General features: G+C 56.9%; 23 protein-coding genes. 7 read left to right on the top strand and 16 right to left on the bottom strand.

Annotated features, from left to right (window positions below; translation table 11 throughout):
* Window positions 1–99: 99 nt before the first annotated feature.
* From V8L70_RS04430 to V8L70_RS04395, 8 genes are all read right to left on the bottom strand, one after another.
* The gene (locus V8L70_RS04430) at window positions 100–1,122 is read right to left on the bottom strand and encodes an AAA family ATPase (RefSeq protein ID WP_336268966.1); all 1,023 of its coding nucleotides are present in this window, start codon (window positions 1,120–1,122) and stop codon (window positions 100–102) included.
* Window positions 1,119–1,598 (bottom strand): hypothetical protein, encoded by a 480-nt coding sequence (locus tag V8L70_RS04425; RefSeq protein WP_101147287.1) that lies wholly within the window; start codon window positions 1,596–1,598, stop codon window positions 1,119–1,121. Before V8L70_RS04425 ends, V8L70_RS04430 begins: the two co-directional genes overlap by 4 nt.
* Complete coding sequence (locus V8L70_RS04420) at window positions 1,598–2,776, bottom strand: dsDNA nuclease domain-containing protein (protein ID WP_157826560.1); 1,179 nt, start codon at window positions 2,774–2,776, stop codon at window positions 1,598–1,600. The genes V8L70_RS04425 and V8L70_RS04420 overlap by 1 nt, the downstream gene beginning before the upstream one ends.
* Before the next feature lie 154 nt (window positions 2,777–2,930).
* Window positions 2,931–3,674, bottom strand: coding sequence for a potassium channel family protein (locus V8L70_RS04415; protein WP_157826561.1), 744 nt, complete (start codon window positions 3,672–3,674; stop codon window positions 2,931–2,933).
* A 343-nt stretch (window positions 3,675–4,017) separates the two neighbouring features.
* On the bottom strand, window positions 4,018–4,887 hold the full coding sequence (locus tag V8L70_RS04410) for a DUF7281 domain-containing protein (RefSeq protein WP_101147290.1): 870 nt from the start codon (window positions 4,885–4,887) through the stop codon (window positions 4,018–4,020).
* Window positions 4,884–6,128, bottom strand: a complete 1,245-nt coding sequence (locus tag V8L70_RS04405) for a hypothetical protein (RefSeq protein WP_101147291.1) — start codon at window positions 6,126–6,128, stop codon at window positions 4,884–4,886. Before V8L70_RS04405 ends, V8L70_RS04410 begins: the two co-directional genes overlap by 4 nt.
* Window positions 6,125–6,760 (bottom strand): condensin complex protein MksE, encoded by a 636-nt coding sequence (locus V8L70_RS04400; protein ID WP_022520046.1) that lies wholly within the window; start codon window positions 6,758–6,760, stop codon window positions 6,125–6,127. The genes V8L70_RS04405 and V8L70_RS04400 overlap by 4 nt, the downstream gene beginning before the upstream one ends.
* Complete coding sequence (locus tag V8L70_RS04395) at window positions 6,757–10,422, bottom strand: ATP-binding protein (RefSeq protein WP_336268965.1); 3,666 nt, start codon at window positions 10,420–10,422, stop codon at window positions 6,757–6,759. The genes V8L70_RS04400 and V8L70_RS04395 overlap by 4 nt, the downstream gene beginning before the upstream one ends.
* A gap of 457 nt (window positions 10,423–10,879) precedes the next feature.
* Between V8L70_RS04395 and V8L70_RS04390 the strand changes: the two genes are divergently transcribed.
* A complete protein-coding gene (locus V8L70_RS04390; protein ID WP_336268964.1) occupies window positions 10,880–11,185 on the top strand; it encodes a helix-turn-helix domain-containing protein in 306 nt (101 codons plus the stop codon).
* Here the strand turns inward: V8L70_RS04390 and V8L70_RS04385 are convergent.
* Complete coding sequence (locus V8L70_RS04385; RefSeq protein WP_336268972.1) at window positions 11,182–12,219, bottom strand: histone deacetylase family protein; 1,038 nt, start codon at window positions 12,217–12,219, stop codon at window positions 11,182–11,184. The genes V8L70_RS04390 and V8L70_RS04385 overlap by 4 nt on opposite strands.
* Window positions 12,197–12,922 (bottom strand): GntR family transcriptional regulator, encoded by a 726-nt coding sequence (locus tag V8L70_RS04380; protein WP_101147293.1) that lies wholly within the window; start codon window positions 12,920–12,922, stop codon window positions 12,197–12,199. The genes V8L70_RS04385 and V8L70_RS04380 overlap by 23 nt, the downstream gene beginning before the upstream one ends.
* Before the next feature lie 228 nt (window positions 12,923–13,150).
* Here V8L70_RS04380 and V8L70_RS04375 point away from each other — a divergent pair, with 228 nt between their 5' ends.
* The 6 genes from V8L70_RS04375 to V8L70_RS04350 all read left to right on the top strand — a co-directional run bounded on the left by V8L70_RS04375 (window position 13,151) and on the right by V8L70_RS04350 (window position 20,856).
* On the top strand, window positions 13,151–14,707 hold the full coding sequence (locus tag V8L70_RS04375) for an ABC transporter substrate-binding protein (protein WP_101147294.1): 1,557 nt from the start codon (window positions 13,151–13,153) through the stop codon (window positions 14,705–14,707).
* Between the two features lie 76 nt (window positions 14,708–14,783).
* Entirely contained in the window at window positions 14,784–15,764 is a 981-nt protein-coding gene (locus V8L70_RS04370; protein ID WP_101147295.1) for an ABC transporter permease, read from the top strand.
* Window positions 15,761–16,594: an ABC transporter permease gene (locus V8L70_RS04365; RefSeq protein WP_101147296.1), complete on the top strand. Its 834-nt coding sequence runs from the start codon at window positions 15,761–15,763 to the stop codon at window positions 16,592–16,594. Before V8L70_RS04370 ends, V8L70_RS04365 begins: the two co-directional genes overlap by 4 nt.
* A 9-nt stretch (window positions 16,595–16,603) precedes the next feature.
* Window positions 16,604–18,244 (top strand): ABC transporter ATP-binding protein, encoded by a 1,641-nt coding sequence (locus V8L70_RS04360; protein WP_101147297.1) that lies wholly within the window; start codon window positions 16,604–16,606, stop codon window positions 18,242–18,244.
* Between the two features lie 35 nt (window positions 18,245–18,279).
* On the top strand, window positions 18,280–19,659 hold the full coding sequence (locus tag V8L70_RS04355) for an FAD-binding oxidoreductase (protein ID WP_101147298.1): 1,380 nt from the start codon (window positions 18,280–18,282) through the stop codon (window positions 19,657–19,659).
* 72 nt (window positions 19,660–19,731) lie between these two features.
* Window positions 19,732–20,856 carry a pyridoxal phosphate-dependent aminotransferase gene (locus V8L70_RS04350; protein WP_101147299.1) on the top strand — a complete coding sequence of 375 codons (1,125 nt, stop codon included), beginning with the start codon at window positions 19,732–19,734 and terminating at the stop codon, window positions 20,854–20,856.
* 156 nt (window positions 20,857–21,012) lie between these two features.
* On the opposite strand, the gene V8L70_RS04345 is transcribed toward V8L70_RS04350, so the two are convergent.
* The 6 genes from V8L70_RS04345 to V8L70_RS04320 all read right to left on the bottom strand — a co-directional run bounded on the left by V8L70_RS04345 (window position 21,013) and on the right by V8L70_RS04320 (window position 26,343).
* Window positions 21,013–21,966, bottom strand: a complete 954-nt coding sequence (locus V8L70_RS04345) for a branched-chain amino acid transaminase (protein ID WP_101147300.1) — start codon at window positions 21,964–21,966, stop codon at window positions 21,013–21,015.
* A complete protein-coding gene (locus tag V8L70_RS04340) occupies window positions 21,963–23,069 on the bottom strand; it encodes a class II histone deacetylase (RefSeq protein WP_101147301.1) in 1,107 nt (368 codons plus the stop codon). Before V8L70_RS04340 ends, V8L70_RS04345 begins: the two co-directional genes overlap by 4 nt.
* Window positions 23,066–24,097, bottom strand: coding sequence for a histone deacetylase family protein (locus V8L70_RS04335; RefSeq protein WP_101147302.1), 1,032 nt, complete (start codon window positions 24,095–24,097; stop codon window positions 23,066–23,068). The genes V8L70_RS04340 and V8L70_RS04335 overlap by 4 nt, the downstream gene beginning before the upstream one ends.
* A 21-nt stretch (window positions 24,098–24,118) precedes the next feature.
* On the bottom strand, window positions 24,119–25,066 hold the full coding sequence (lhpI, locus tag V8L70_RS04330) for a bifunctional Delta(1)-pyrroline-2-carboxylate/Delta(1)-piperideine-2-carboxylate reductase (protein WP_101147303.1): 948 nt from the start codon (window positions 25,064–25,066) through the stop codon (window positions 24,119–24,121).
* Between the two features lies 1 nt (window position 25,067).
* Window positions 25,068–25,424, bottom strand: a complete 357-nt coding sequence (locus V8L70_RS04325; RefSeq protein WP_101147304.1) for a RidA family protein — start codon at window positions 25,422–25,424, stop codon at window positions 25,068–25,070.
* A gap of 151 nt (window positions 25,425–25,575) precedes the next feature.
* Window positions 25,576–26,343, bottom strand: a complete 768-nt coding sequence (locus tag V8L70_RS04320) for a helix-turn-helix transcriptional regulator (RefSeq protein WP_101147305.1) — start codon at window positions 26,341–26,343, stop codon at window positions 25,576–25,578.
* Between the last annotated feature and the right edge of the window lie 79 nt (window positions 26,344–26,422).

Here is a 26,422-nt window from a genome sequence, read left to right as displayed (position 1 = left end):
CGGCGATTCCGGAAAACTGCCCAAAATCGGTCACGATAAAACGGAATGCGCGGTCACCATCATCCAGAACAGACGGTCACGTTCAAACGGAATGGGCGGTCACGATAGGGCGGAATACGCAAGATAAAGTAAATTTTTACCATAAGAATCGGAGCTGGAGGTAAAAAGACCACATCCTGGCGTGGCACAAATATCCTTAAAGGAACTAAAAAGTCGCCGAGACTCTTCGTTAAGAGATAAGGTGTTGATCTCGATCTCAATTTCGTCTTTTATCTTGTTGAACCCTGACACCCGGCTTTCTAGGTCTTTTATTGCAGCAGAGAGATTAAGCCGCTCACCCTGCTTCTCGCGAATTAGTCTTTGTAGAACATAATCTGCATCGTTCGTCGCATCAAAACTATTACGGAGCTCTTCAAATTCATCTCTCAATTGTTCCAACTCATCTTCGAGCTCTGCAGCGGAAATATTATCTACATCAGACTGCTCTTCGAGTTTTAGAATAAAATCTTGAGTATTAACGATTTGAATATTTACTAAATCAAGCTCTCTTTTCTTTTCTATGAGAAAACGTTTTGCCTCGAATGAATGTTTTGGTGCTATTCCAATCCCCAATCTGATCATCTCGGCGTATTGATCTTTTATGAAACTACTTGGGGGCTTGTAAGCACTCGTGTAACCAGCGTCTTGGTCTATGTAAAAGAGAGGCAAAAATGTCGATATATAAGGATAAGTGGGCTCGTTCTTATTAGTTGTCAGAGCAAGCGGCGAGAGTCCAAGTCTCGAAAAAAGGTACTCAGAAATCTCTTTTTCATTGTAAAATATACGCGTTTCGTTGGAGCCTCGCTCCGACACTTCTATGTGAAACTTATCAGAAAATGACCTCTCGAAAATGAAAAATTCCCCTTCATGCTCTACAGTGAGGCTGGCTGACGAACATTTAGCCATAATATCGTCCCTGTATCGAACAGGGTATCCAAGCGCGAAGGCAATGGAATGAATGACAGGCGTTTTTCCTGCTCCGTTCGGCCCATATAGCTGGGTAATATCACTAGCAAACACGAGGTCCTTTGAACCCCAACCGTCCTTCCCTGAAGGGTGAATTTTTAATTTAACAAGTTTCATTCCAAATCCATTGCAATTTGCTTTTCTATTTGTAAGTCAAAATAATTACGTTCAATTACCTGAAGCGTATAACCGAGGTCTGATTGAACGTCTATTGCTTTTGATACGACCTTTTTCCCAAAATCGGTAGCTTTAATGCGGGAATCATGGCGATCAACTTCAACAAGGCTTACTGTCTCAAGAAATGTTAGCGCCTTGACTGTCCGCATCCTAAGGTTTGCGGACCATCCCAAGTGTTGGGAGGAACCTTTAAAGCCTGAAAACGTTCGTTCAAAGCACTCGCCAATCAACTGACCTAGTTCGTCTGACTTCGGCTTACGGCGTGTTTTGGACAACAAGAGAATAGTCATCGCGAGCAAGGGGAGATGAAAAAGCGCCTCATTACTGAGCCGGTGAGATACTGAATCACTGAATTGATCTAAAGACAATACAATTTCTTTTTCAGATGCTTCTTGAAAGAATTCTTCGTAATCCATCACGCGTTCCCTCTAACTATAAATGAGAAAACAGCGCCGAGAAGGAGTTCACGATCAAGAGTGGCAGACAAGTCTTCGCCATCCAAAGCTGACAATACTTTATCAATACGACTTCGAAGAATTGGCAGATCCTCCCCAGACTTAACCCACTCTGCAGCATTATTCTCTATTTCTTCAAGAATAAAATTCAGATCGAACTCCGGGATAGTATGACGTTTATCCCTAAACCATATATCCCATCGAACCTTACAGCCAGATACGAATTCTATCATTCGTTCTGACGCACCAGCCTTACTCATCAACCTGTGAATAATCGAAGCATTCTTGATGGCTTGTGAGTCGCCGCTATCTCTTAAACTCTGATAAGCCGCTTTGGAGATACTCAAAATATCGAGCATTTCGGCAAGACTAACACCCGCTATATCATCGAGATCCTCTTCTCCGATTTCACCTAATAGTTTCCCTAACGACTTCCGTTCAACAAGTGATATAAGACTGTTAATTATTTCCTCACACTCTGAACGCTGCAAATCTATTTCACTGTACTGATAGATGGTCTCTCTTGCCTCAGAGAAGAATTTATCATCGTGTGGATTTAAATAGGAAATATTCGATTTAAGCTTAAGTTTCCTAATATGCTCAATAATATTCTGATCTTCTATTGGCGCTCTTGGGCTCAATGCGTCATTAAAATTTTCAAGCAACAACTTGTAATATTTGTTATCGCTATCGTCCTGTATTGCATCACGCAACTCCTCTAAATCGTCATTCAGATGGACGTTAGTGAGAAAAACGACGCTTCCACAGGAGTTCTCAAATCTGATAGTGTGGATAAGGAGCTTTCCAACGTAGCTATCAGTAATCTTGGCTGGTTCACATGCATTGGCGCCTTTCCTTATCCCTAGGACGTCATTGACAGACCATTGGTAATTCAACTTGCCCTTGGTTTTGACCTGAAAGAAATTATAAACATAGTTCCCGTCGACATTGATGCGAGACACGAAATCGTCCTGGTAATCACAATAGACCCGGTCTAGTGCCTCATCCTCCAACAATGACAAGCACTCGAAAGCAGCTCCGCGAAACTGAGCCTGATAACGGGCAATGGTTTCCCTTCCAACGTTCTCTCGTGGCTCAACTTCATGAAGCTTGGGACCACCGCTATTTTCTCCAGCCACGCTCATCTTCCTTCAGGAAATATCCTTCGCTTGTTTATACGCATTTCCCACTCCTCTTCTTGGTTCTTAATAGTATTCAGTACGACTATCATATAGCGACAGAATAACCCGAAAGGCCTGGAGGGCGAAGCACGGAAGGTCTTATCGGGTTCATTCACTCGTTAGACCTTACATTTTCGGAAGACGCCGCCAAACCCTTTCCGGCATAAACAGCAAAACTAACAATAACCAAAGTGAACCCAGTTAGAACCTGATGAATTACGAGAAGCTTAGCCACCCAGAACGACGGTGAATAATCACCGTACCCCAATGTGGTTATCGTGACCCCGCTAAAGTAAACTGCATCAATGATATTTCCAAATTTCTCTTCACCAAACCAACTAGGAGGCATCATAAAATATATAACCGCATAATTGATAATTAGCTCAATATAGCTAAGTAGTGCAAGCTTTATTCGCTTCCTATAAGTTAAACTACTTTCATTATTGACACCGCCATCACTAGCGTCTTTTGTCTTATCAAGCGCATCCACGATGAACGCGAACAATATTTCGTTACATCTTGCCCAGGTGACTACATACAAAAATAACAATACTAGCAACTGATATTTCAGCGGATAGTTATCCGTCGAGATACCGTGCGTAAAAATGCCAAAAACGAGTGCAACAATAATAGCGTAACTAAGGTAGAAATAATTTCTAAGAATTATACCCTTTGCTCTATCATGCCCGAAGGCCCCCGCTTTAGCATGGGTGGCAAACCACCAAGTAGGTGACAGGGCCCTTACAATCCAGCGCATGATGCAGGAAAACCTTGGCCATGCATATTTCTCTGCCCAGTCATATACCCGAGTACTCATCAAACCATCTTGAGTCGAATTAAAATTATCAGAGTTCAACTTATATCTCCACAAAAGCCAATACAAACCCGAATGCTTATTTCTGTCTAACAGTGACTATGCGGCTGTCTGCATAACCTCAATAAACGTGCGCGCTCATTCAGTGAGGGTATAAAGCCAGCTCATTTGACTCTATCCCACTGATTCGCCTGAAGGCAAAGAAAAAATAGGCGGCATATCCCAAAGTCGCGTACCGGCGCGTTTAGCTCTGCCTAATCACACAGCCTAGAAAAGGACGACTTCACTATGGGTATAGGCCTTTGACGCCGAAAAGCCAGTCTGCGGCCAACCTGGTCAAAGTGGGAAATAGTGAAATTGAGTGGCTGTCACAACAAGACAGCTTTTAACTAAGCGCCACACAAACCATCTCCACACCAAACCACTGCTGCTTAAGCCCCCGCTGCTTTTCCAGCAACAACGTTAGATAGTCGCGCAGTGGGTGGCCGGATGGTAGAGCCGCGAGGTATTTGCGCAGCCGCCGTTGGTAAGGAAACTGTTCAGCAGGCACATGCAATGGCGTGTCGTTTTGAGTAAGCCATTCAATGCCGGGCAGGAGTATATGCGTGGCCTTGTTGTCCAGTGCTAGGGTGACGCCTTTTACATCGAAGTCACCGGCGTAGATATGTGTTCGGCGGGTTTTGTGCCACGCCTCGGCGAGTAAGGCGAAGCCGCCGCCATAGTGGCTGTCGCCGCGGTAGACGACCAGCGGATTTGCGTAGCCGCTTAGCGCCGGTTGTTCCGGCGAAAACTCATAGAAGCTGTCCAGATTTTCGACCTGAATCAGGGCGCTGAACGCGCTCAGCTTTAGCCCCATTACATCTACATCGCGAATAGCCCGTGGTTCGTTGGCAAGCCCTGTTGTTGGTTGAGGCGGAAAGCTGACGAGTACCCGCCTTGCGCGGGGGCTTTCGCGGGTTGCTTTGTTTTCCTCTACACCCTCTTTCGCCTGGGCGCTGCTGGGCAGGCCGCTGAGTGATCGGCCTAGCGGCGCTATGCGGGCGCTCTCTAGAACGTCATTAATCTGCGCCAGCAAGGCGGCGTCAAAGCGCAGCGCTTTACTGTTGATTCGCGAGGCCAGGTCAATGTCGTGCTGCTGGCACCAGGCCACTACGTCGTCTACCCACTGGCGGCGCGGCTTTTCCACCGCGGGCTGGCGGAGAAGTTCGCGGGCCACACCGTTAAGGCCATTGCGTGCGCGGCTGGGTAGGTTCATACGGCCAGCTGCAGCTCTACATCGTGGATCAGGCGCAGGTGATTGAATTGGCTCGCCTGGCTCTCCTGCTGTTTGAGCCGAAACGCCTTCTGGTCGCTGCGCGGCAGGCCCTGGTATTCGGAAATCACCTGGAAGAGCCATATTTCATCCGGCCATTCCAGCGGGCTTTCACGCAGGTATTCAAGGGCGCTGACCGGCTCCGCCTGGGGCTGGTCGATCACGCTTAAATAGAAGTGTTCCACATCCTGCTTGAGCGCCTGCTGGCGGGCGGCGGCAAGGCTGCTCTCTTGGGCTTGGGCAGGCGCCGCGGCTTCAACCGTTTGCGTGGTGTGGCGCGGCTGGGGTAGTTGGTGCAGCAGATCGGCGAGCAACCGGCTATCCAGGTTGCGATCCAGCGCCGGGGCGGCGGCGGCGCTTAGCGGGGCGGCTTGATTGACCAGCCCTGGCACTTCGCTGCGCCTTGCATAGTTGCCGGGCACAAAGCCGGGGTGTTCGCGCATAAAGGCGGCCATGCCGCTGATCAGGCGGCTGCGCGCCTGCTGCTTGCGAAAGCGCGCCATCAGCTCGATCAAGCGCCGCTGCACTTCGCGCAGGCCGGTGTAGTGGTGGCTTAACTGCTGCTGTAGCTGGCTGATCAATAGCTTGCGCAGGCTGCCATCGCTGCCCACCAGTTCGATCAGTTCGTCGAAGTCGATTAGCGCCAGGCCATCCAGCAGCCTTGCGATCTGTTTCTGGGCGCGGTCGTTCTCGCGGATTTTGTCGTTGAGCTGGCTGACGAAACCAAAATCGCTATTCAGCCGCTGCCATAAGCTGTCGATGGCATCGGCGAAGCGCCCGTTCAGGTCGTCGACTTCCTGGCGCAGGCGCATCAACTGCTGCTCCAGCCGCCAGTGTTCGCCGCGGCTGCGCGCTTCCCGGTAGCTGTGGACCAGGGCGCGAATCAGCTCCAGGGTTTCCGCCACGTCGGCGTTCACATGGCGGCGGGTCTCGTCAGCGAGCATCTCGGCGATCAGTTCGCGCACCTTGGGCGCCAGCTTCACGCCGCTCTGCTCATCCGGTCGCCAAAGGATGCGCGCCGCCAGAAGCTTGCGCAGCGCGCTATCGCTGAGCGATTCCAGCGGTACTTCATCGCGGGTGTAGGCCTGCATCAGTACATCGGCGTGCTTGCCGAGCAGCGCCAGCCGTTCGCTGCCGGTTTTCAGCAGGCGGCTTTCCAGAGCGTGTTCTCCGTTCGAACTCACAGCAGGGCCTCCTGGGAACCGGAGCCCTCCTCGCTGCCCTCTTCGATGGGCAGGTTCTCTTCATCGCGAATAAAGCGCACCAGATCCACCAGGTAGTCGATCTTGCCGGTGACCACGAACACCTGCCGCTCTGAATGGGGCTGGAGCAGGTAGCCGTGCTCTTTCAGGCGCTTGAAGACCTGCTTTACCTGGGCATCGAGCTGGTCACTTTGCGAGCCGAAAAAGCTATCGGTAGCCAGGCGCTCCAGGCGTTCGCGCAGGCTTTGGTTGTCTTCGCACTTGGCGCTGAACTCGGCGGGTTTGAGCACATCGCCGGGGGCAGCCAGAGTATCGCGGCCCAGCGCCTCTTGAACCAGCTGCAGCCACTCTAGCAGCGGCAGCAGGCTATTGAGGGTATCGCCGAGCTGGCGGGAGAGCTGATCGCGGGCGTTGTCATTGAGCTGACGCCAGGCCAGAAAGTAGACACTGCCATCTTCATTGCTGGCCAGGCGGCGGTTAAGCGGCCGCAGGTAGGTGTCGATCTCTTCCCGGGTCTCTTCATTGGTGAGATGACGATAGCCGCTTTCATCGCTGATCGGGCAGACAAACTCCCCGGCCAGCAGGCGCTCTAGCAGTGGGCCATGTTCGATCATACTGTCACCTCCTGCTGGCGTTCCTGGAGCCGTTCGGCCAGGCGGCTTAGCCGTGGCTCGATGCGTTTTAACACCCGCTTATTGGGGTTGGCCTCATCGCGATCGATCAGGTAGCGGTTGGCGAACAGCAGCAATACATCGGACTCGGGGTTGGGGAAGGCGCCGACGATATGAATGCGGTTGCTGTCGCAGGCGTCGAACAGTTTTTCGACGTTGTGATACGCCAGGGTGCCGATCTCATCGATGGGCCAGTGGATGGCAATTTCCGCATCGCCACGCAGCAGGCGGGTAAAGGCGAGCAGGAACTTGCACAGAATCAAATACGCCATGCCGTGGCTGGAGGACTCCAGCAGTTGGCGGTCGTTCTTGATCACCAGGTCGGTGCCGCCTTCGTTCAGGTGCAGTTCCAGGCGCAGCAGGCTTTCGAAGCTGTACTGCTGGTCGCTGCGCAGCAAATCGACCACGTCCGCCAGTGCGTTGAGGTAGTCGTCGCTGGGTAGCGTCTGGCCGGATTCCCGCCACTCTTTGTAGCGCTGGGCGAACAGCTTTAGCGGCTCCCAGAAGCCCAGCTCATCGATGGTGGACTGGATGCGCACTTCGGCCTTGGTGATGCCTTCCAGGCGCAGATCGTCGGCGACCTCTTCGGAAAGCCGGCGGCTTTGGGCGCTGATGCGCCGGTTCAGATCGCGGAATACGGTGAAGAATTTATCCAGGTCGTCGCTCAGGTTGCGGCCTTCCTGAATCAGCTGCTGTTGTTGATCTTCGAGCAGTTTGAGCATATCGCGCAGTAGCGGCAGCTGTAGCCGGGGGTTGTCGCTTTGCAGCTTGCTGCGTTCGCTCTCCAGCGCTTCGGCGAAGCCGCTGCTGGCGTCTTTGATCAGTTGGCTTTCCACCTCCAGGCAGCCACGGCGCAGCTGCTCGATGAGCTGGTGGCGATTACCCAGCGCCTGGCGGGCGCGCTCGATGCGCTCGTCCACATCACCGACTGGCGCACTCGACGCCTGGCCGTCGGGCTCGATGGCCAAGCTTTCCAGCTGGGTGAGTAGCGGCTTCAATGCTTCCAGGCAGGCGTATTCGCTCTCCCGCTGGGTTTTCAGTGTGCTGACTGTGCTTTGGTGAGTTTTGCGTGCGGCCTGGAAGTCATTTTTCAGGTGCTCTTTATCCCGCTGCAGCTTTTGCTCCGCCTGCTCCAGCTCTGCCTCCTGGGCGACCAGCTGGGGCTTATGCTGGCCCCACTCGACGCGCATAAAGCGAGTGTACTCGGTGAGCTCATCCTGGCGGGCGGCGGTGACGCGGATGCGTTCATCCTGGCTTGCCAGCCGCTCCTTGGTATCTTTTAGCTTGGCGGGGTCGACGCCCTGCTCGGCCAGCTCCTGGCTAAAGGCCTCTTCCAGCTCCGCGCGCTGGCGCTGGTGTTCGCTGTTGGCGTCGCTCAACTGCTGTTTATACTGGCGCAGCTGGGCATCCAGGCTATCCACCTGGCTCTGGCCGTCGGCCTTGAGCTCCAGCAGCTGACTTTGATGGGTCTCGCTGAGGGCGGTGAGCGCCTGCTGCTTCTCTTCGCGCAGCTCCTTTTGCGCCTGCTCTTGGCTGGCTAACGCGGTTTGATGAGCCGCGCGACGCTCCTGCTGACGCTTGGTATGGCGCTCCTGCTGCTGGCGGCGGGCCTCTATCGCAAACTCGACTTCCTGCTCGGCGCGCTTGTGGGCCATGCGGCCCTGATCCTGGGCTTCATCAGCCTGCTGTACCCGCTCGTTATGCTGCTTGAGCGCTTTCTCGGCGGCCTGGCTCTCCGTTTGCACCCGCCGTTTGGCGCCATCCGCCTCTTCGATAGCGGCCAGCAGGCTGGCTTCGTCCTGGGCGTAATCTGGCAGGGCAATGGCGGAAAGATCCAGCGCCAGCCCGAACAGGTCATCGCTAGCGCCTTCGGCCAGCTGCGGGGCGAGGTCACGCCGCTCCAGCAGCTCCGGGGCAATCACTTTGCCTAGCTGCTGCTCCCAACCGGGGCGGTGGTAGCGCAGGAAGTGGCGCAGGCTGCCCTGCTCCGGGTCGCGCTGCTGATAGAGCGCGTAGCAGCGCTGCTCGGCGCGCTCCAACTGCTGGCGAAGCTGCACCAGCTGCTGTTCGGCACTGTCGCGCTCGCGTTTGCGGCTTTCAAACTCCCGGCGCAGGCCATCCAGGGTAGCGGCCGATGCGTTGCGCTCCTGCTGGGACTGATCCAGGCGGGCCTGGGCAAGCTCCGCCTCGGAAGCCTCTTCAGCGGTCTGGGTCGAGAGCGAAAGTTGCGCTTTTAGTTCGGCTAGCTGCTCGACACCGAGTTCCAGCTGCGCCTGATACTCGCCCTCCAGGCGTTGGCGCTCCTGCTGGTAGCGCTCGTTAAGCTGCTGTTCGGACTCCCACTGCTGCTCCCGGCGCAGGGCTTTCTCTTCGACCAGGGCGTCGATCAGCTCCTGGGATTCACGGGTCTGGCGGGCCAGCGCCTCTGAAAGCTCGCGCAGCCGCCCGTCCAGGCGCGCCTGGCTCTCTTTTACCGCGTCCTGCATCACGTTCAGGTGGGTGCGCAGCTGGTCGCGCTGCTCCCGCCACTGGGGCAGCGCGTTGATGTCGCGCTCCAGGGCAGGCATGTCTGCCTCGGCGTATTGCTCGTACTGGGTTTGCAGGTCGTTAAGGCGGCGCTGGGTCTGCTGTAAATCGCTGACCACTTCGCTGTGGCGGTCGTTTAGCTTATCCCGCGCCTCACTATAGTCGCTCTCCCGCTGCTGGAATTCGCGGTGATGGCGGGCAAGCTCAGCATCCACATCGGCCATCTGGCGCTCTGCTTTCTGGCGGTCCTCTTCTAGCTGGGGCTTCAGTTGCCACAGGGTGGCATCTAGGTCGGCGAGTTCGCGGTCGATACCGGCGAGCCGGGCGAGAGAGGCCTGCAGCGGTTCCAGGCGCATGGATTGGCGCATCTGGGCGATCCACTCCCGCGCTTTGGTGTTGCGGATCCGAGTCACCGGCAGCTCGACGCCATCCTCTTCGAAAATCGCCGCCAGCATGGTTTTGAGGGTGTCCATCTTGCCCTCTTTGGCATGCACCGCCGAGACCAGCTTTTCGATATGACGGATGCGCCGCTCGGGTTTGACCAGACTGAACTGCGACGCGATCTGACGCAGCTTGAGGCCGTCGCGGCTGTTGCCGTGCAACTGGGTAAAGTCGTTCTGGATCACCGAGCGAAATTCAGAGGTCGCGCCCAGCTTGGGCGATACCGGCGTACCGTTACGCCGCAGGCCGCTGGCCCACTGGGTGTAGTCCAGCGCCGCCACGCCCGCCTCGCTCTCGACCAGATAGTCTTCCGGCTGGTAGGGCGCGCCGACAAAGCGGTACTCCACCCCGCCTTCTTGTTTACGCGTGAGCACCGCCTGACAGATATTGCCCGCTTCGCGGCGGTATTCGTACACCAGGTAGCTGTTGCGATTAGGCAGGTAAAACGCATCAAACTTCATGCGCGTTTTGGGCACGACCTTGTTGGGTAGCTCGCCGTAAAACACCGGCACCAGCCGCTGTAGCGTGGTTTTACCGGAGGCGTTGGTGCCGCAAATATTGGTGTGGCCGTCCACACACAGTTCGACCACGCCTTCCAGGTGGCCGTGAATCATCACGATGCGTAGCAGGTGGGCCATGCCGTGTCCTTTCGATGACTATTTCAAGGGCGATCTCAATGACGAGCCGGATCGTTTTGCTGATCGCCGAAAGTGGCTAGTTTGCCACTCTTACTTGATACAAGCCAAAGCAGCATTTTCTGGCGGCGCTGGATGGCTTGTGTTTTGAACAACCTCAGCTTCATGTCATTTTCTTTCTGCATCCTTTCTGCAATGCTTTCTGCATTCCTCAGTTTGCAGAAAGCATTTAGGATTAACGATTTTTAGTGCGGCTTTTGAAACTTACTTTATGATTCAACAGCTCGCAGCCCGTCGTTGTTGTAGCCAATGGCAATAATCACATTCAGATTGAAAAAATCGTACTGGCGATTAATTTCACGCTAACTTCCACGCTGATCCAACAAGAATATCTTGTGAGTTGCCTCCCACTACAGCCCACCTTCTTGGTATATGCTTTGAATAATTGAGGAAGAAAGAGATGGATAAATCCATTTTAGATATGGTGCATGAAACGGCTCAAGACCTGCACGCAGCTGGTGTGATGAAAGAAACCACGCTGCGCGAGTTCGATGCGCTCTGCCTGCCACCCGTCACAGAGTACACAGCAATACAGATCAAGCGGATTCGCACTAAGAATCATGCCAGCCAAGGCGTGTTCGCGGCCTATCTGAATACCAGCATATCCACGGTTCAGAAGTGGGAACAAGGCCAGAAGAAACCCAATGGCCCTTCGCTTAAGTTGCTGAACCTAGTGGCGGAAAAGGGGTTGGAAATACTGGCTTAATCTTTATTACTTTCTACTCTGCCCACCAACCCCTCAAAGAAACTCACCGCGTTGGCTTCCAACCCTTCCAGGTAGTAACCGCCCTCCTGCACAACTAGCGTGGGCATGTTCAGGCTTGCTACTTTGCGGCCAAGCTCAGCGAATCCCGCGGTAGAAACGGCGACTTTGGCTTGCGGATCGAGTTCGTAGATATCAAACCCTAGCGCCAGCACAATCGCATCCGGCTCGAACAGGCGGATGACCTGGCAGGCTTCTTCCAGGCGGTCAAAGAACACCGACTCCTTTGATCCATGGGGCATTGGCAGGTTGAGGTTATAACCCAGCCCTGCGCCCTGCCCGCGCTCATCTTCGAAGCCGGTGACCGCCGGGTAGAAGTTGGTGGTATCACCGTGGATCGAGATATACAGCACATCGTCGCGCTGATAGAAAATTTCCTGAATGCCCTGGCCGTGGTGCATGTCGGGGTCGAGCACGACGATGCGCGGGTAGCGCGTTTTAAGATGCTGTGCGGCAATCGCAGCATTGTTGAGAAAGCAGAAGCCACCGGCGGAATCGATGCCCGCGTGGTGGCCCGGCGGGCGCGATAGCGAATAGGCGAATCGATCACCGGCTATCAGAGCCTCTGCCCCGGCGACCGCACTTTGCGCGGACCAATAAGCAGACTGCCAAGTGTACTGGCCCACCGGGGCGCTACCGTCGGCCAGATAACGCCCAGCTTCTGCCAAGATGCCGCGCAGGGCGTTGGGCGAACGCACGAAGATATTGGAGATCACCTCTTCACCCCAGTCCTCCCCAAGGGCATGCCAGCGCCGGTGGGCACTTTCGAGAAAGCGCAGATAGGGCAGTGAATGCACCGCTCTCAATGGGCCCACGCCATAATCGCCGGGTGCTTGAACATCGAAGTTCATCCGCTTGGCCGCTGCCAGCAGTTGTGTGGCGCGCTCCGGCACTTCCTGGGGCGTGCGCATCTTTCCGCGGGAGAAGTAGGTTTGCGGCTGATGAAGCAGTTGGTCAGCGTGGAAGAACGTCTTCATCGGCACTATTTTCATCAGAACTATCTCCGGTTTCGCCCACACCCTTCACCACGAATTTGCGGGCAACGCCTATGTGGTAGTCAATCGCCTCACGGCAGGCGGCCGGGCTACCACTATCCAGCGCGTCGAGCAGCTTAAAGTGGCTGGTGGCGATGGTGTCGGGGGCTTCATGGGTTTTGGTAATCAGGGTGATGCAGAGGCGCAGTTCATGGGTCAGGTCGTCAAACGCGCGCAACAGTCGCTCGTTGCCGGCGTAGTGCAGCATGAGGCGGTGAAACTGCAGGTCCTCTTCAATCCGACGGGTGCCATCGTTACCGGCTGCTGCCTCACAGAGCACCTCAACCTGCTGCTTAAGCGCGCGCTGGGCTTCCGGCGTATAGCGCTCCGTTAAGCGCTGAATTGCATGACGCTCAAGGCATAGCCGCAAATCAAACACATCTTCGAGTTCAACGGTATTCAACGCGCGGACAAAGAAGCCGCGGCGAGGTTTGGAGATCAATAAGCCACGGCTTTCCAGCAAGCGCGCGGCCTCACGAACCGGTGCGCGGCTAACGCCCAAGTCACGGGAAAGCTGTACTTCCGAAAGCCGTTCGCCGGGTAAAAAGTGTTGCTGAATAATCGCTTGGGTCAAATAGTCAGCCACCTGCTCGACAAGGTTCTGCTGCTGGATTAAGGGCCTGGGAGCCGCCGTTGATAAGGCCATAAAATTTACTCGTGGGGTGTGGCGCGTTTCCTTAAGTATGACGAAAAATAACCATTTGTCGACGAACGATTGCCGACTGTCGACAGTTTTGCCACATGCTGCTAAGTTCAAAGTGCAAGGTTCAAAAAGGCCCCCAACAACCCACACAACTGGGCCTAACACGCCACGCCTCGCTCGCCTAACGACTACGTAAACCCATTACGTGCTAATAACCGAGGAGCAGGAAACATGAAAAAACCTTTAGCTTTGGCTATTTCCGCTGCAGCACTTGCTTTCACCTCCGCCGCCCTGGCCGATGACCCCAAAGAGGGCGGTGTGGTTAACACCATTATCCAGCCGGAGCCGCCCGGCCTAGTGCTAGGCATGGTTCAGAACGCCCCTACACGCACCGTCTCGGGCAACATCTACGAAGGCCTGTTGCGCTACTCCACCGACCTTGAACCCATGCCGCAACTGGCGGAGTCGTGGGAGGTCAGTGACGATGGCCGCACCTACACCTTTCACCTGCGTGAAGGCGTTACCTGGCACGATGGCGAAGCCTTTACCGCCGAAGACGTGGTGTTCTCCGCCGATGTCTTCCACCGCGAGTTGAACCCAAGCGCCCGCGCCGTGCTACAGCACGTGGAAAGCATCGAAGCCACTGACGATCACACCGTTGTATTTACCCTGACGCAACCCTTCGGCCCTTTCCTGCTCTCGTTTGAAGCAGGCACCTTTACCATGGTGCCCGAACACCTTTACGCGGGTACCGATTTCCGCAACAACGAACACAATGATCACCCCATTGGCACTGGCCCGTTCAAGTTCGACAACTGGGAACGCGGCACCGTCATCGAGCTGGTCAAGAACGAAGAGTATTACGAAGAGGGCTTGCCCTACCTGGACGGCGTGAATTGGCACGTTATTCCTGACGGCGCTTCCCGTGCAGTGGCGTTCGAGAACGAGACCATTGATGTACTGCCCAGTGGCACCGTCGAGAACTTCGATATTCCCCGCTTGGCCGAAATGGATAACGTCTGCATGACCGAAGAGGGCCACGAGTACTTCAGCCCCTTTGCCATGCTGTGGATGAACAATCGCGAAGGCCCCACCGCGGATAAACGCTTCCGTCAGGCGGTGATGTACGCCATGGATCGCGAGTTCGCCAAAAATGTGCTGTGGAACGGCCTGGGCAATGTCCCGCTCTCCGCCTTTGGCTCCAATGCGCGCTTCCAGAACGATGATCTGGAACCCTACGACTACAACCCGGATCGCGCCCGCGAGCTGCTGGATGAAATGGGCTACGACGGTGAAGAGATCACCATTCTGCCGCTGCCCTACGGCGAAACATGGACCCGCTGGGCCGAAGCCGTGCAGCAGAACCTGCGCGAAGTAGGCATCAATGTCGAAACCCAAGCCACCGATGTGGGCGGCTGGAACCAGCGCCTGGGCGATTGGGATTACGATCTCGCCTTCACCTATCTTTACCAGTACGGCGACCCGGCACTGGGTATTTCACGCACCTACCTTTCCGACAACATTGCCAAGGGCTCGCCCTGGAATAACGTGGAAGGCTATGAAAACGAGCGTGTCGACGAACTCTTCAACGAGGCCGCCACGGCCTACCCTGACGAAGAGCGCGAAAAACTTTACCGCGAAGTACAGGAAATCCTGCACGAAGACGTGCCGGTTGGCTGGCTGATGGAGCTGGGCTTCCCAACCCTGTATCGCTGTGATGTTCAAAACCTGGTCACCTCCGGCGTGGGTGTTAACGACGGCTTTAAAGATGCTTGGCTAGACCGCTAAACCCAAGCCACCCAGGTAGCGCGAGCTACCTGGGTTTTTCAGCCATGTCTTGAAGGTATTAGCCAGGAAACGACTTATGGTTTACGCGCGCCTAATCCTAATGCGGCTTTTCAAAGCCGTCATTGTGCTGTTTTTAATCGTTATTTTTAACTTTCTGCTGATTCAGCTGGCCCCCGGTGACCCGGCTGCCATTCTGGCCGGTGAAGCGGGTGCCGCGGATCAGGAGTTTCTTAATCAGTTGCGCGAGCGCTTTGGGCTCGATCAGCCGATGTACGTTCAGCTGTGGCGCTATATATCAGGTATCGCCGTACTCGATTTTGGTTACTCCTACCGCTTGGGCGTTCCGGTGTTTGATCTGATTATGGATCGCTTGCCCGCCACCCTGCTGCTCACCGGCACCGCTTTCGTGCTCTCGCTGGTACTCGGTATCGTCGCAGGTTCAATGGCTGCAGCAAGGGTTAAAAAACCTTCCGGCTCCATCATTATGGCGTTGGCGCTGGTGTTCTACGCCACGCCGCTGTTCTGGGTCGCGCTGATGTCGGTGGTGGTGTTCTCGGTCTACCTGGGTTGGCTGCCCGCCTACGGGCTTTACACCGTGGGAGCGGGCCACACGGGGTTTGCGCTGGTGCTTGATGTTGCCCAGCACTTGGTGCTCCCGGCGACCACCTTAGCGCTATTTTTTATGGCGATTTACACCCGCATGACGCGCACATCAATGCTGGACGCCGCGCAGCAGGATTACGTCAAAACCGCCCGCGCCAAAGGCTTGAAGCCCAGCATTATTCAGCGCCGCCATGTGTTGCGAAACGCCCTGCTGCCGATCATCACGTTAGCAGGCCTCCAGGCGGGGCAGATGGTCGGCGGCGCGATCCTGACCGAAACCGTGTTTGCTTGGCCCGGTATTGGTCGGTTGATGTTCGAAGCGCTGCAGCAGCGTGACTACAACCTGCTGCTGGGCATCTTCTTCTTCTCAGCGGCCTTGGTCATCGTCTTCAATATCATCACCGATCTGGTCTACAGCCTGGCTGATCCACGCATCAAAAAGGGGGCCGCATGAGCTTTTTCGCACGCTTCGCGCAAAACCGTGGCGCCCTCGTCGGGCTGATCATCCTGCTGCTGATTATCGCCATGGCGATACTGGCGCCGCTGCTGTTTCCTGAATCGCCCTGGCGCATGGTGCAACGGCCCTTTTTGCCGCCGCTCTCGCAAGATGGCTTTCCGCTTGGCACCGACACCATGGGCCGCAACGTGGCCTCGGGCTTAATGCACGGCGCCTGGGTATCGCTGCTGATTGGCTTGGTTTCCACTTGCGTGGCGCTCTTGATCGGTGTGCCGCTGGGTGCCATTGCTGGCTACTATGGCGGCATCATCGATGATGTATTGATGCGCTTTACCGAGTTCTTCCAGACCATTCCCAACTTCGCGCTGGCGATTGTGCTGGTGGCCATTATGCAGCCCAGTATCACTTCGATTGTGCTGGCGATTGCGATTGTCAGCTGGCCACCGGTAGCGCGTTTAGTGCGCGCCGAGTTTATGTCGCTGCGCAACCGAGAATACGTGGAAGCGGCGCGTTTGGTTGGTCAGTCCAACAGCACGATCATTCTGCGTCAGATTCTGCCCAACACGCTGTCGCCGATTATCGTGCTGGCATCGCTCATGGTGGCCACCGCGATTTTGCTGGAGTCGGCGTTGTCTTTCCTCGGCTTGGGCGACCCTAACGTGATGTCCTGGGGCTACATGATCGGCGCTGCGCGCACGGTGATTCGTCAGGCGTGGTGGCTAAGCTTCTTCCCTGGCGTGGCGATTCTGCTCACCGTTTTGGCGTTAAACCTGGTGGGTGAAGGGTTAGACGACGCACTGAACCCCAAACTATCACGCGAGCGCTAAGGACTTTATATGCCTATTACAGAGAATCCATCGGCTGACACCGTCCTCAGCATTCGCGACCTTAATATTGCGCTCCCCAAAGGCGCGGATCGCGCTCTGGCGGTGGAGGATGTGAGCTACGAGGTAAAGCGCGGCGAAATCATGTGCGTAGTCGGCGAGTCCGGCTCCGGTAAATCGATGGCCGCCAACGCGGTAATGGGGCTACTGCCCAAGGGCGTGAACGCCACCCATGGCGAGATACTGTTCGAGGGGCAGGACCTGCTCGCCCTGACGGAAAAGCAGCACCGCGCCCTGCGCGGGCTAAAAATTGGCATGATCTTCCAGGAGCCAATGACCGCCCTTAACCCGCTGATGCGAGTCGGCGCGCAAATTGCCGAGGTGTTCGAAGCCCACGGCCAGCTCACCCCCAAAGAGCGTCAGGCTCGCGCCCTGGAACTGTTGATCGAAGTGGGCATTCCACAGCCGGAGAAGGCCATTCGCGCCTACCCGTTCGAGCTTTCCGGCGGCCAGCGCCAGCGGGTCATGATCGCCATGGCGCTGGCGCTGGAGCCCATTCTGCTGATTGCCGATGAGCCCACCACCGCGCTGGATGTCACCACGCAAGCGCAGATTCTGGAGCTTATTCGCGACCTTCAGCAGCGGCGCGGCATGTCGGTGATGTTTATCACCCACGACTTTGGCGTGGTGGCCGAAATTGCCAATCGCGTTTGCGTCATGCGCCACGGCAAGATCGTCGAGCTGGGTGACGCCAAGTCGGTGCTTGAGAATCCTCAAGACGCCTATACCCAAGCGCTGATTGCCGCGATTCCCAGCAATGCGGTGCCACCCCACCGTGAAACCAGCCAAGTCGCCCCGCTGCTGGAGATCAAGCAGCTCAATAAGGTCTTTCGCTCCCGGGGCGGGTTCCTTAAACCTTCTCGCGAAGTGCGCGCCCTTGAGGATGTATCGCTCACCTTGGCGCGGGGTGAAACCGTAGGCATCGTAGGCGAATCCGGCTCGGGGAAATCTACCCTCGGACGCTGCGTGGTGCGTTTGGAACACCCCGACAGCGGCGAGCTGCTGCTGGATGGGGTGAACCTTTCCCAGCTGAAAGGCGACGCACTGCGCCGAGAGCGCCACCGGGTGCAGATGATCTTCCAAGACCCTTACGCTTCGCTCAACCCACGCACCAAAGTGGGCATGGCGATTGCCCAGGGGCCGATTGCCAACGGCACGCCCAAAGCCGCGGCGCTTAAACAGGCAGGCGAGCTGCTCGATATGGTCGGTTTGGGCGCCAGCGCCGTGGAACGCTTTCCTCACGAGTTTTCCGGCGGCCAGCGTCAGCGTATCGGGATTGCCAGAGCGTTGGCGCTTAATCCTGAGTTGATCGTGGCGGATGAAGCCGTCTCGGCGCTGGATGTTTCGATTCAGGCCCAGGTGCTGGAACTTCTAGAAGAGTTAAAACAGCGCCTCTCGCTTTCGCTGCTATTTATCACGCACGACCTGCGCGTCGCCGCGCATATCTGTGACCGCATTGTGGTCATGCAGAATGGCCGCATCGTCGAGCAGGGCAGCGCCGAGCAGATCTTCCTCGCCCCAAAAGAGGCGTATACCCAGGATCTGCTAAAGGCGATTCCCGGTCGCGAAGCGCCGGTGGCGGCGACAGCATGATTTATCGAACGGACAAGATAGGCTAAGGAAAACACATGCAAATAACCCTGGAAGCGCTGCGCGCTATTGTAGGCCCGGCCCACGTATTGACCGGCGACGATGTGCATAGCCGCCGCGTGGACTGGATGACCGGCGCGCCCTGCCAGGCAGGCGCGATTGTTCGCCCGGCGGATACTGAACAAGTCGCCGCGGTGATGCGTGCCTGCCATGAGGTGCAACAGCCGGTAGTGACTCACGGCGGCCTCACCGGCCTGGTTCACGGTGCAGAAGCGAGCCCGAATGAGCTGGTGATTTCGCTGGAACGCATGACCGCCATCGAAGAGATCGATCAAGTAGGCGGCACCCTCACCGTGCAGGCCGGGGCACCGTTGCAACGGGTTCAGGAAGCCGCGAAAGAGGTCGGCCTGCAGTTCCCGCTGGATCTAGGTGCTCGGGGCAGTTGCACGATTGGCGGCAATATCGCCACCAACGCCGGTGGCGTTCGGGTAATTCGCTACGGCATGATGCGCCAGCAGGTACTTGGCCTGGAGGCCGTGATGGCGGATGGCCGGGTGGTCAGTTCCCTGAACCGCATGCTGAAAAACAACGCCGGTTTTGATTTAAAGCAGCTATTCATCGGCAGCGAAGGCACCCTGGGCATCGTGACCCGCGCGGTGCTACGCCTGCAGCCGCCGACGCCCAGCGAGCAAACGGCGCTGGTAGCCTGCCCTTCGTTTGAGGCGTTAACCGGGCTACTCAGCCATATGGGCAAAGCGCTCGGCGGCAGCCTGGGTGCGTTTGAAGTGATGTGGCAAAATCACTACCGGTTGCTCACTGAAACCCTGGACCGCCACACTCCGCCGATTGCCACCGAGCATCCGTTTTATGTAATTATCGAGTCGCTGGGCAGCGATGCCGAGCGCAATGCCACTCAGTTCAGCGAAGCATTAGAAAGTGCATTAGAGAACGAGCTGATTGTCGATGCGGTGATTGCGCAGTCGACTACCCAGCGCGATGGGCTTTGGGCGATTCGTGAAGATATCGAGGGGCTGGTCAAGGGCATGGCGCCGGTGCTTACCTTCGATGTCAGCCTGCCGATTGCCGATATGCAGCGCTACACCGATGCCTTGGAAGCGCAGCTAACCCAGCGCTGGCCCGAGGCGCGTTTGGTGGTCTTTGGCCACCTGGGCGATGGCAACCTGCATATCTCCGTTAGCGTGGGGAGCGCTGAAGTCGAGGTGCGCCGTGAAGTGGAAGCGATGGTCTATCAACCGCTGGCCGCACTGGGCGGCTCGGTCTCTGCCGAGCACGGCATTGGCCTGGAGAAACGCCCCTGGCTGAGCACCTGTCGCTCCAGCGCCGAGATCGCACTGATGCAGTCGCTCAAGCAGGCGCTCGATCCGCTTAATCTGTTAAATCCCGGTAAAGTACTTTAAATAAGAGTGCGTTAAATAAACGCGCTACGTTAATCGTTACTACTGATTTGAAAATCGTTTTTAGGAATCGTTATGCCTTCTCAAAGCACGCCCCCTTATCCCAACCACTTACTGAGTGAAGGCCCTGTTAATCCGTTTCCGGGCATTAAGGTGCTGGAGCGTCGACTTGGCCGAGAGATCCCCCATCGGCTGGGCTCAAACGAAGGTCTGGACATGCCTCACCTTGCCCTGCGCGACCACTTTGGCGATGCCCTGGCTGAACACGTTTACTGCTACGGAGATTCCGAAGCGCTAGGGGTGCGCCAACGCCTGAGCGCGCAGCAGGGGATTGCGCTGGAAACGATGCTGGTGGATGCCGGTGCCGATAGCTTAATCGCCCTGGCGCTGCGCACCACCTGCGAACCGGGCGACACCGTGGTGAGCACCGCCGGCACCTACCCCACCTTGGGCTATTTTGCCAAAGGCCAGGGCTGCCGTTTGATCGAGCCCAGCTATTTTGAGGCGCCCGGTGTGCTGGCCCCCGATCTGGAAGCACTTATCGCAGCGGCACATCAGGAGAACGCGCGGCTGGTGTATCTGGCCAACCCGGATAACCCCAGCGGCCATTTGCACAGCGACAGCGCCATCCTCAAGCTGCGCGAGGCGCTGCCTGACACCTGCTGGCTATTGTTAGACGAAGCCTATGGGGATTTCCGTGATGACGCGGGTAGCGATTTCGCTGCCAAAGCCATACCGGGAGTGATTCGCCTGCGCACGCTCTCCAAGGCTCACGGTCTAGCGGGCCTGCGCATTGGCTATGCCATCGCCGACCCTGAAGTGCTGGCAATGATGATGAAGGTGCGTATTCACTACGCGGTCTCGTCACTGACTCTGGCCGCTGCGGAAGTGGTGCTCGATCACCCTGACGAAGTGCAACAACACGTTTCCGACGTAAAAGCCCGTCGTGAGCAGCTGGCTGAGCACTTTCGCGCACTGGGTGCCGACGTGCTCCCCAGCGCCACCAACTTCATCGGCATTCGCCTGCCCAGCGCCGAACTCGCCGCCGAGGTACATCAGCAGCTGCTCGACGAAGGCGTATTAGTCACGCGCCTGACACACCCAGAACTTGCCAATGTGATACGTATTACGGCGGTACAAGCAGCGCTGGAACCGGGGAGATTGAACGCTCTCGAACAGGCGATTAAAGAACACGCCTGATTCAGTTGGTAAATTTGATCAGTAGGTGGGAGGGCAGGTTGGAGCGAGGGTCTTTCGCCCATGGATGGCGAAAGTAGCGCCCATGGACGGGTTCACAGCGCCCTCGCGGAAACCTGCCCTCGCACCGGGGCATGCTGATTGCCTGCCACAATAACCCTAAGGCGTTAACCAATGCCTGAAATCATTCAGTTCGCCGCGCACCGCCTGACGATATAAGCCCTGCAGTTGCGCCGTCACGCTGTCTTGGCTGATGGGTTCGTTGGCGGGTGGTGCGCCCGCGCGCCCGCCAATTCTGCGGCCATCCAGCTCGCGAAGCGGGAGTATTTCGGCGGCGGTGCCGGTTAAGAACGCCTCATCAGCGGTGTAGAGCTCATCACGGGTAATTCGCCGCTCGCGCACTTCAATATCCAGCACTTTTTGCGCTAGCTGAATCACGCTATCACGGGTGATGCCTTGCAGGCAGGAGGTCACTTCTGGGGTGTGCAGCACGCCATCGCGCAACAAAAAGACGTTCGCCGCCGAGGCCTCGGCTACATAGCCCTCCGGGTCGAGCATGATGGTTTCATCGAACCCGGCCTTGATCGCCGTATTCAGCGCCAGTATCGAGTTGACGTAGTGGCCATTGGTTTTCGCCCGACAGAGGCTGATATTGACGTGGTGGCGCGCCCAGGAAGAGGTTAGCGCGCGCAAACCGTGGGTGGCGGCCTGAGGCGAAATGTAGGGGCCTAAATCCCACGCGGCCACCATCACATGGGTCGTCAGCCCCTGGGCACGTAGTCCTAAACCTTCCGCACCAAAAAACACGGTAGGCTTCAGGTAGGCATTGCTCAGGCCGTTTTTGGTCAGGCACTCGCGCTGGGCATTGATCAGTTCCGCTTCACTAAACGGCAGCGGCATATCCAGCGAATGGGCGCTTTCTGCCAAGCGGCGGGTATGTTCAGCTGCACGAAATAGATGCGTGCCGCTAGGGCCAGCATAGGCGCGCACACCTTCAAAACAGCCCATGCCATAGTGCAAGGTGTGGGTGAAGACATGCACCCTGGCCTCGCGCCACTCCAGCCATTCACCGTCCTGCCAGATCCAGCCATCGCGGTCATAAAGCGGTGTCATTGTTTGCGTTGCTCCCACTGTTGGCACCAGTCGTCTATCAACGACTGCTGGTGCGGTTGCAGGGCCTGATAGCCCCAAGCGGCAATTTCATCGTTTTGCGGGTCGGGCACGGCAATCTGGGTATCTGACAAAGTCTGGATCACCGCGTGGCCACAGAGCGGTACATAGCCTTCTGAATAACCGCCTTCATGGACGAACACCAGCTTGCCCTCGCAGCAGCGCTCGGCCAGGGCTTTTAGCTGGGCGGTCATGGTGGCGAAGGCTTGGCTATTGAGCAACATCTTGCCTAAGGGATCTTTGGCGCAGGCGTCGTAACCGCAGGCCACCACGATCATGTCAGGTTTGAACGCCTCAAGCGCGGGCAACACCAGTTTTTCCATAGCATAGGCGTAGGCACCCAGGCCGCAGCCCGGCGGCAGCGGCAGGTTGAGATTGGCTGCCAGGCCTGCGCCTTCGCCCTGCTCGTCAAAACTGCCGGTTTCCAGCGGATAGTTGGCCGCTTGATGCATAGAAACGGTCAACACATCAGGCTCATTATAAAACGCTGCCTGCTGACCGTTACCGTGGTGAACATCCCAATCGAGTATCGCCACGCGGTTAACCTGCCCCAAGGCCCGGGCGCGCATCACCGCCACGGGGATATTGCCCAGCAGGCAGAACCCGCGGCCTTGATCGGCTTCGGCATGATGTCCCGGCGGGCGGCATAGGGCATAGGCGTTACTCACCTCACCCACTGCCACGGCTTCAACGGCGGCGATGGCTAAACCTGCGGACTGCGTGGCCGCTGCCCAACTGCCGGGCATATAAGGGGCGCAGTCGCCGCCGTTGCCGCCGCGTGCCTTATCCCCCGCCTGCAGTTCATCCAGGTAACGCGGAGTGTGAAAACGCAGCAGGTCAATAAGCGCAGCAGCGGGTGGTTTCACCACGTGCAGCTCATCAATCAGCCCGCTGACTTCGAGAATATTTTTCAGGCGTCGTTTACTTTCCGGGCTTTCCGAAGCGGCCTGGGGCTGCAGGAATTCGCCTGGTGCGGAGAACACCCCAATCGCGCCCTGGTCGTGCCAAAAGCAGCGTTCGTGCCAATAGAAACCGGTTCTGCTCATGCCGTAAAACCCTGCATAAAGGCGGTCAGGTTGGCGCTTAGATGTTCGGTTGGGTAACCGCCTTCCTGAACAATCACCATGGGTAGCGACAGCGCCGCTAAACGTTTGCCTACCTCGACAAATGCCTCGGTTTCCACCGTAAGCCCTGCTAGCGGGTCATCTTTATGAGCATCTAAACCGAGCGCTACCACCACGGCACCCGGCTCATAACGTTGCAGGTGATCAATCAGGATCGCCAGGGCATCGAGATAAACGTCGCCATCACTGCCCACCGGCAGGGGCAGATTCACATTGGTTCCAACACCTTCATCGCTGCCCTCTTCCTCTGCACCGCCCCAGAAAAATGGGTAAAAGTCGCTAGGGTCAGCGTGCAATGAGCCGGTCCACACATCGCTTCGATAATAAAAAATATCCTGGGTGCCGTTGCCGTGATGCAAATCCACATCGATGATCGCGACTTTGCCGTAGCGTTCACGCAGCACGGTCGCCGCCAGCGCGGAATTATTCAGCAGGCAAAAGCCCCCAGCGCGCTCCGGCCCGGCATGGTGGCCCGGCGGACGACACAATGCATAGGCCGTTGAGGCGCCATTCAGCACCTCTTCTGCTGCCGCTTCAGCGCTAGCCGCCGAGGCCAGCGCGCCTTGAAAGCTCGTAGCACTTAGCGGGCAGGCCATATCATGCAGATGCCAGCCCGCTTGCCCAATCGGGTGGCGCGGGTAGTGGTGGCCACCCCCGCAGGGGTGAATGTTTGGCGCAACCACTTCCGACGCGTTGGGCAGCGCCTGCCAGCGAGCGTAAATGGTGTCCAAAAACGTGAGGTAGCGCGGCGTATGGATCTGTTCCAGGCGCTTGCGCAGCTTAGGCGAATCGGCCTCGGCAGGTGTGGTCAGGGTCAGCCCTGCCGTTGCTAGCCCCTGGGTAAGCAGCTCCGCGCGCACCGGGCCTTCCGGCGAGGGCACGGGCTGACCGCGCAGCAGGAAGGTCGGTGGCGCGTGGTACGCTTGGTCGGGGTGGTAAAAGCATTTCATGGGACGCATTCCTTAGCGAAGCTATGATGCAGTAGATTCAGGCAATGACTCCCACACTTCAATGGCAGCAGCCAGATCTTCCAGCGAAGCGCCTACCGATTTGAATAGCGTGATGGCCTCCGGCCCTGAGCGCCCCGATTTAGTCCTTGCGAGCACCTCAGCAAGCTCCGCTTGAATCTGGTCGAACTGGAATTCGCTCTCTTCAATGGCTTGCAGAATATCGCCCGCTTCGCCTTTGGCACCGGCGTAGGTGTCTACAAATACCTCTGAGCGACGCAAACACAGCGCATCGGTTTCACGCATCTGTGGCCGAAACGCACCGATCAAATCCAAGTGGGTGCCAGGCGTCAGCCACTCGCCCTTGACCAGCGGCTGGGTAGAGAGCGTCACGCAACTGACGATATCCGCTTCTGCCACAGCATCCGCCAGATCTTCCACCACGTGGGTCTCAAAGCGTTCGGCGTATTCATCGGCGATGGCGGCCGCTTTACTGGGATTACGGCCCCAGATCAGCACACGTTTGATGGGCCGCACGCTGGCGTGAGCCTCGATCACCATGGGCGCCAACTTGCCCGTACCCACCACTAGCAGCGTTTCTGCGTTCTCATTCGCCAACGCTTGGGAGGCCAGCGCCGAAGCAGCCGCCGTACGGCGCCGGGTTAACTCGCTGCCATCGATACAGGCCAACGGCTGGCCGTGTTTGCCCTCGCTGAGCAAATAAAGCCCAGAGATGGCTGGGATACCGTGGTCGGCGTTTTGCGGGAACACGTTGACCATTTTCACGCCGATATAGCCCGCCGCTTCCCAGGCGGGCATTAGCAGCATGGTGGCTTCGCCATCGGGCCGGTGCATCGCATGGTGATGGCGTGGAGGAGACTCCACGCCGTTCACGAACGTTGTGTGTAGCCGCTTGATCAAGCCATTCCACGACAGGTGGCGAGTGACCTCTTCGGCAGTAACAACCCGCATATCAGGCCTCCGGCAGCGCGGCGATCACCATGATCTCAACTTTCCACTCAGACTTGGCGAGCTGGGCTTCAAGCGCTGCGCGCACCGGCGGGCGACCGGGCACAACCCAGGCGTCCCAAGCCGCGTTCATTTGGTCAAACTCCGCCATGCTAGTGACCCAGATTTGCGCTGAAATCAGATGCTCTTTCGAGGTACCCGCTTGGGCTAGCAGTTGGTCGATACGCGCCAGTACCTGCTCAGTTTGGCCGCGCATATCCGCCGTGGCATCAGGTGGAACCTGGCCTGCGAGATAAACGGTGCCGTTGTGAATCGCCACTTGGCTCATACGTGCGTTGCTGTCTTGATAGGTAACGCCCATGGTGTTTTTCCTTGAAAGAGGTTGTGTTGATTTAAAAGGGATTATCAGAGACTAGTGCGCTCGCCGACAAATTACTTGCCCGACACTGCGGTAGATTTGCCCGCAAGTCATGCAGGCAAGAAAATTTTATCACTAGCGGTCCGATGAGGGTCTAGCGATCTGAAGAAGGAGAGAGGTCGAAATAACGCCGATAGGCGCGGGAAAAACTGCCTTGATCGCGAAAGCCGACCAGCATGGCGATATGCCCCAGGCTGAGTGTGCTGTGGCGAACCAAGGTGCGGGCATGCTCTAAGCGCCTGCGCTGCACATAGGCTAGCGGCGTTACGCCGGTCAGCTCGCGAAAGCAGCTGTGAAAGTGCCCGGGGCTCAAAGCACACAAAGCAGCTAACTGCTCCACACGGATCTCATCGGCAAGATGCTGATCCAACCAGGCATCCAAACGAGCAAGATCCAGGCGCTCGCTAATACAGTGTTGGCCCAACTGCCCGACCGCCGTGGGAGAGGCATCATGCAGATACATGGTCAGCGCCCGTAACAACAGAATCGCGATTTCATTCTGCAGCGCGGGACACTGCTCAAGCTGATTCGCCAGGGCGTGGGTAAGCTGGTTTAACGCAGGGGGTACGCTGAAAAAGCGCGGCTTATCAAAGAGACGCTCGATCTCACTGCCCTTTTCAAGCGACGCCAAATGCGCAACGGGAATATCCAACACCAAGGTGCGGTTACTGCCATCCCCTTGGTACTCGTGATGGCGCGACGAAGGAATCAAACACCCGCGGCGAGCGGTAACCCGCTCCCCCTGGCCTTCCATCGAAAGCTCCGTAACGCCACAAGTGGCCAGAATAAGCTGATGAAAATCGTGGGTATGGGCCACCTGCTCCTGGGCTAAGTTGCGGCTATGCAGCTCAAAAAGGGCCATGGTGGATACCGTCTGTACATCGAATGCTATTTCAGCACTATAAAACGGCTAAGCAATAAAAAGCGAGGAAGCGGTCAAC

This window comes from Vreelandella arctica (assembly GCF_037070215.1).
Lineage (GTDB): Bacteria > Pseudomonadota > Gammaproteobacteria > Pseudomonadales > Halomonadaceae > Vreelandella > Vreelandella arctica.
This window is presented reverse-complemented; position numbering and strand designations above follow the sequence as displayed.

Bases quoted from the DNA above. Each gene is read 5' to 3' on its own strand.
- V8L70_RS04375 (WP_101147294.1), top strand. From the start codon at position 13,151: ATGAAAAAACCTTTAGCTTTGGCTATTTCCGCTGCAGCACTTGCTTTC.
- V8L70_RS04400 (WP_022520046.1), bottom strand. From the start codon at position 6,760: ATGATCGAACATGGCCCACTGCTAGAGCGCCTGCTGGCCGGGGAGTTT.
- V8L70_RS04325 (WP_101147304.1), bottom strand. From the start codon at position 25,424: ATGGGCGTTACCTATCAAGACAGCAACGCACGTATGAGCCAAGTGGCG.
- V8L70_RS04410 (WP_101147290.1), bottom strand. From the start codon at position 4,887: ATGAACCTACCCAGCCGCGCACGCAATGGCCTTAACGGTGTGGCCCGC.
- V8L70_RS04355 (WP_101147298.1), top strand. From the start codon at position 18,280: ATGCAAATAACCCTGGAAGCGCTGCGCGCTATTGTAGGCCCGGCCCAC.
- V8L70_RS04395 (WP_336268965.1), bottom strand. From the start codon at position 10,422: ATGGCCCACCTGCTACGCATCGTGATGATTCACGGCCACCTGGAAGGC.
- V8L70_RS04345 (WP_101147300.1), bottom strand. From the start codon at position 21,966: ATGACACCGCTTTATGACCGCGATGGCTGGATCTGGCAGGACGGTGAA.
- V8L70_RS04425 (WP_101147287.1), bottom strand. From the start codon at position 1,598: ATGGATTACGAAGAATTCTTTCAAGAAGCATCTGAAAAAGAAATTGTA.
- V8L70_RS04350 (WP_101147299.1), top strand. From the start codon at position 19,732: ATGCCTTCTCAAAGCACGCCCCCTTATCCCAACCACTTACTGAGTGAA.
- V8L70_RS04430 (WP_336268966.1), bottom strand. From the start codon at position 1,122: ATGAAACTTGTTAAATTAAAAATTCACCCTTCAGGGAAGGACGGTTGG.
- V8L70_RS04360 (WP_101147297.1), top strand. From the start codon at position 16,604: ATGCCTATTACAGAGAATCCATCGGCTGACACCGTCCTCAGCATTCGC.
- lhpI (WP_101147303.1), bottom strand. From the start codon at position 25,066: ATGCGGGTTGTTACTGCCGAAGAGGTCACTCGCCACCTGTCGTGGAAT.
- V8L70_RS04365 (WP_101147296.1), top strand. From the start codon at position 15,761: ATGAGCTTTTTCGCACGCTTCGCGCAAAACCGTGGCGCCCTCGTCGGG.
- V8L70_RS04320 (WP_101147305.1), bottom strand. From the start codon at position 26,343: ATGGCCCTTTTTGAGCTGCATAGCCGCAACTTAGCCCAGGAGCAGGTG.
- V8L70_RS04370 (WP_101147295.1), top strand. From the start codon at position 14,784: ATGGTTTACGCGCGCCTAATCCTAATGCGGCTTTTCAAAGCCGTCATT.
- V8L70_RS04380 (WP_101147293.1), bottom strand. From the start codon at position 12,922: ATGGCCTTATCAACGGCGGCTCCCAGGCCCTTAATCCAGCAGCAGAAC.
- V8L70_RS04390 (WP_336268964.1), top strand. From the start codon at position 10,880: ATGGATAAATCCATTTTAGATATGGTGCATGAAACGGCTCAAGACCTG.
- V8L70_RS04385 (WP_336268972.1), bottom strand. From the start codon at position 12,219: ATGAAGACGTTCTTCCACGCTGACCAACTGCTTCATCAGCCGCAAACC.
- V8L70_RS04340 (WP_101147301.1), bottom strand. From the start codon at position 23,069: ATGAGCAGAACCGGTTTCTATTGGCACGAACGCTGCTTTTGGCACGAC.
- V8L70_RS04335 (WP_101147302.1), bottom strand. From the start codon at position 24,097: ATGAAATGCTTTTACCACCCCGACCAAGCGTACCACGCGCCACCGACC.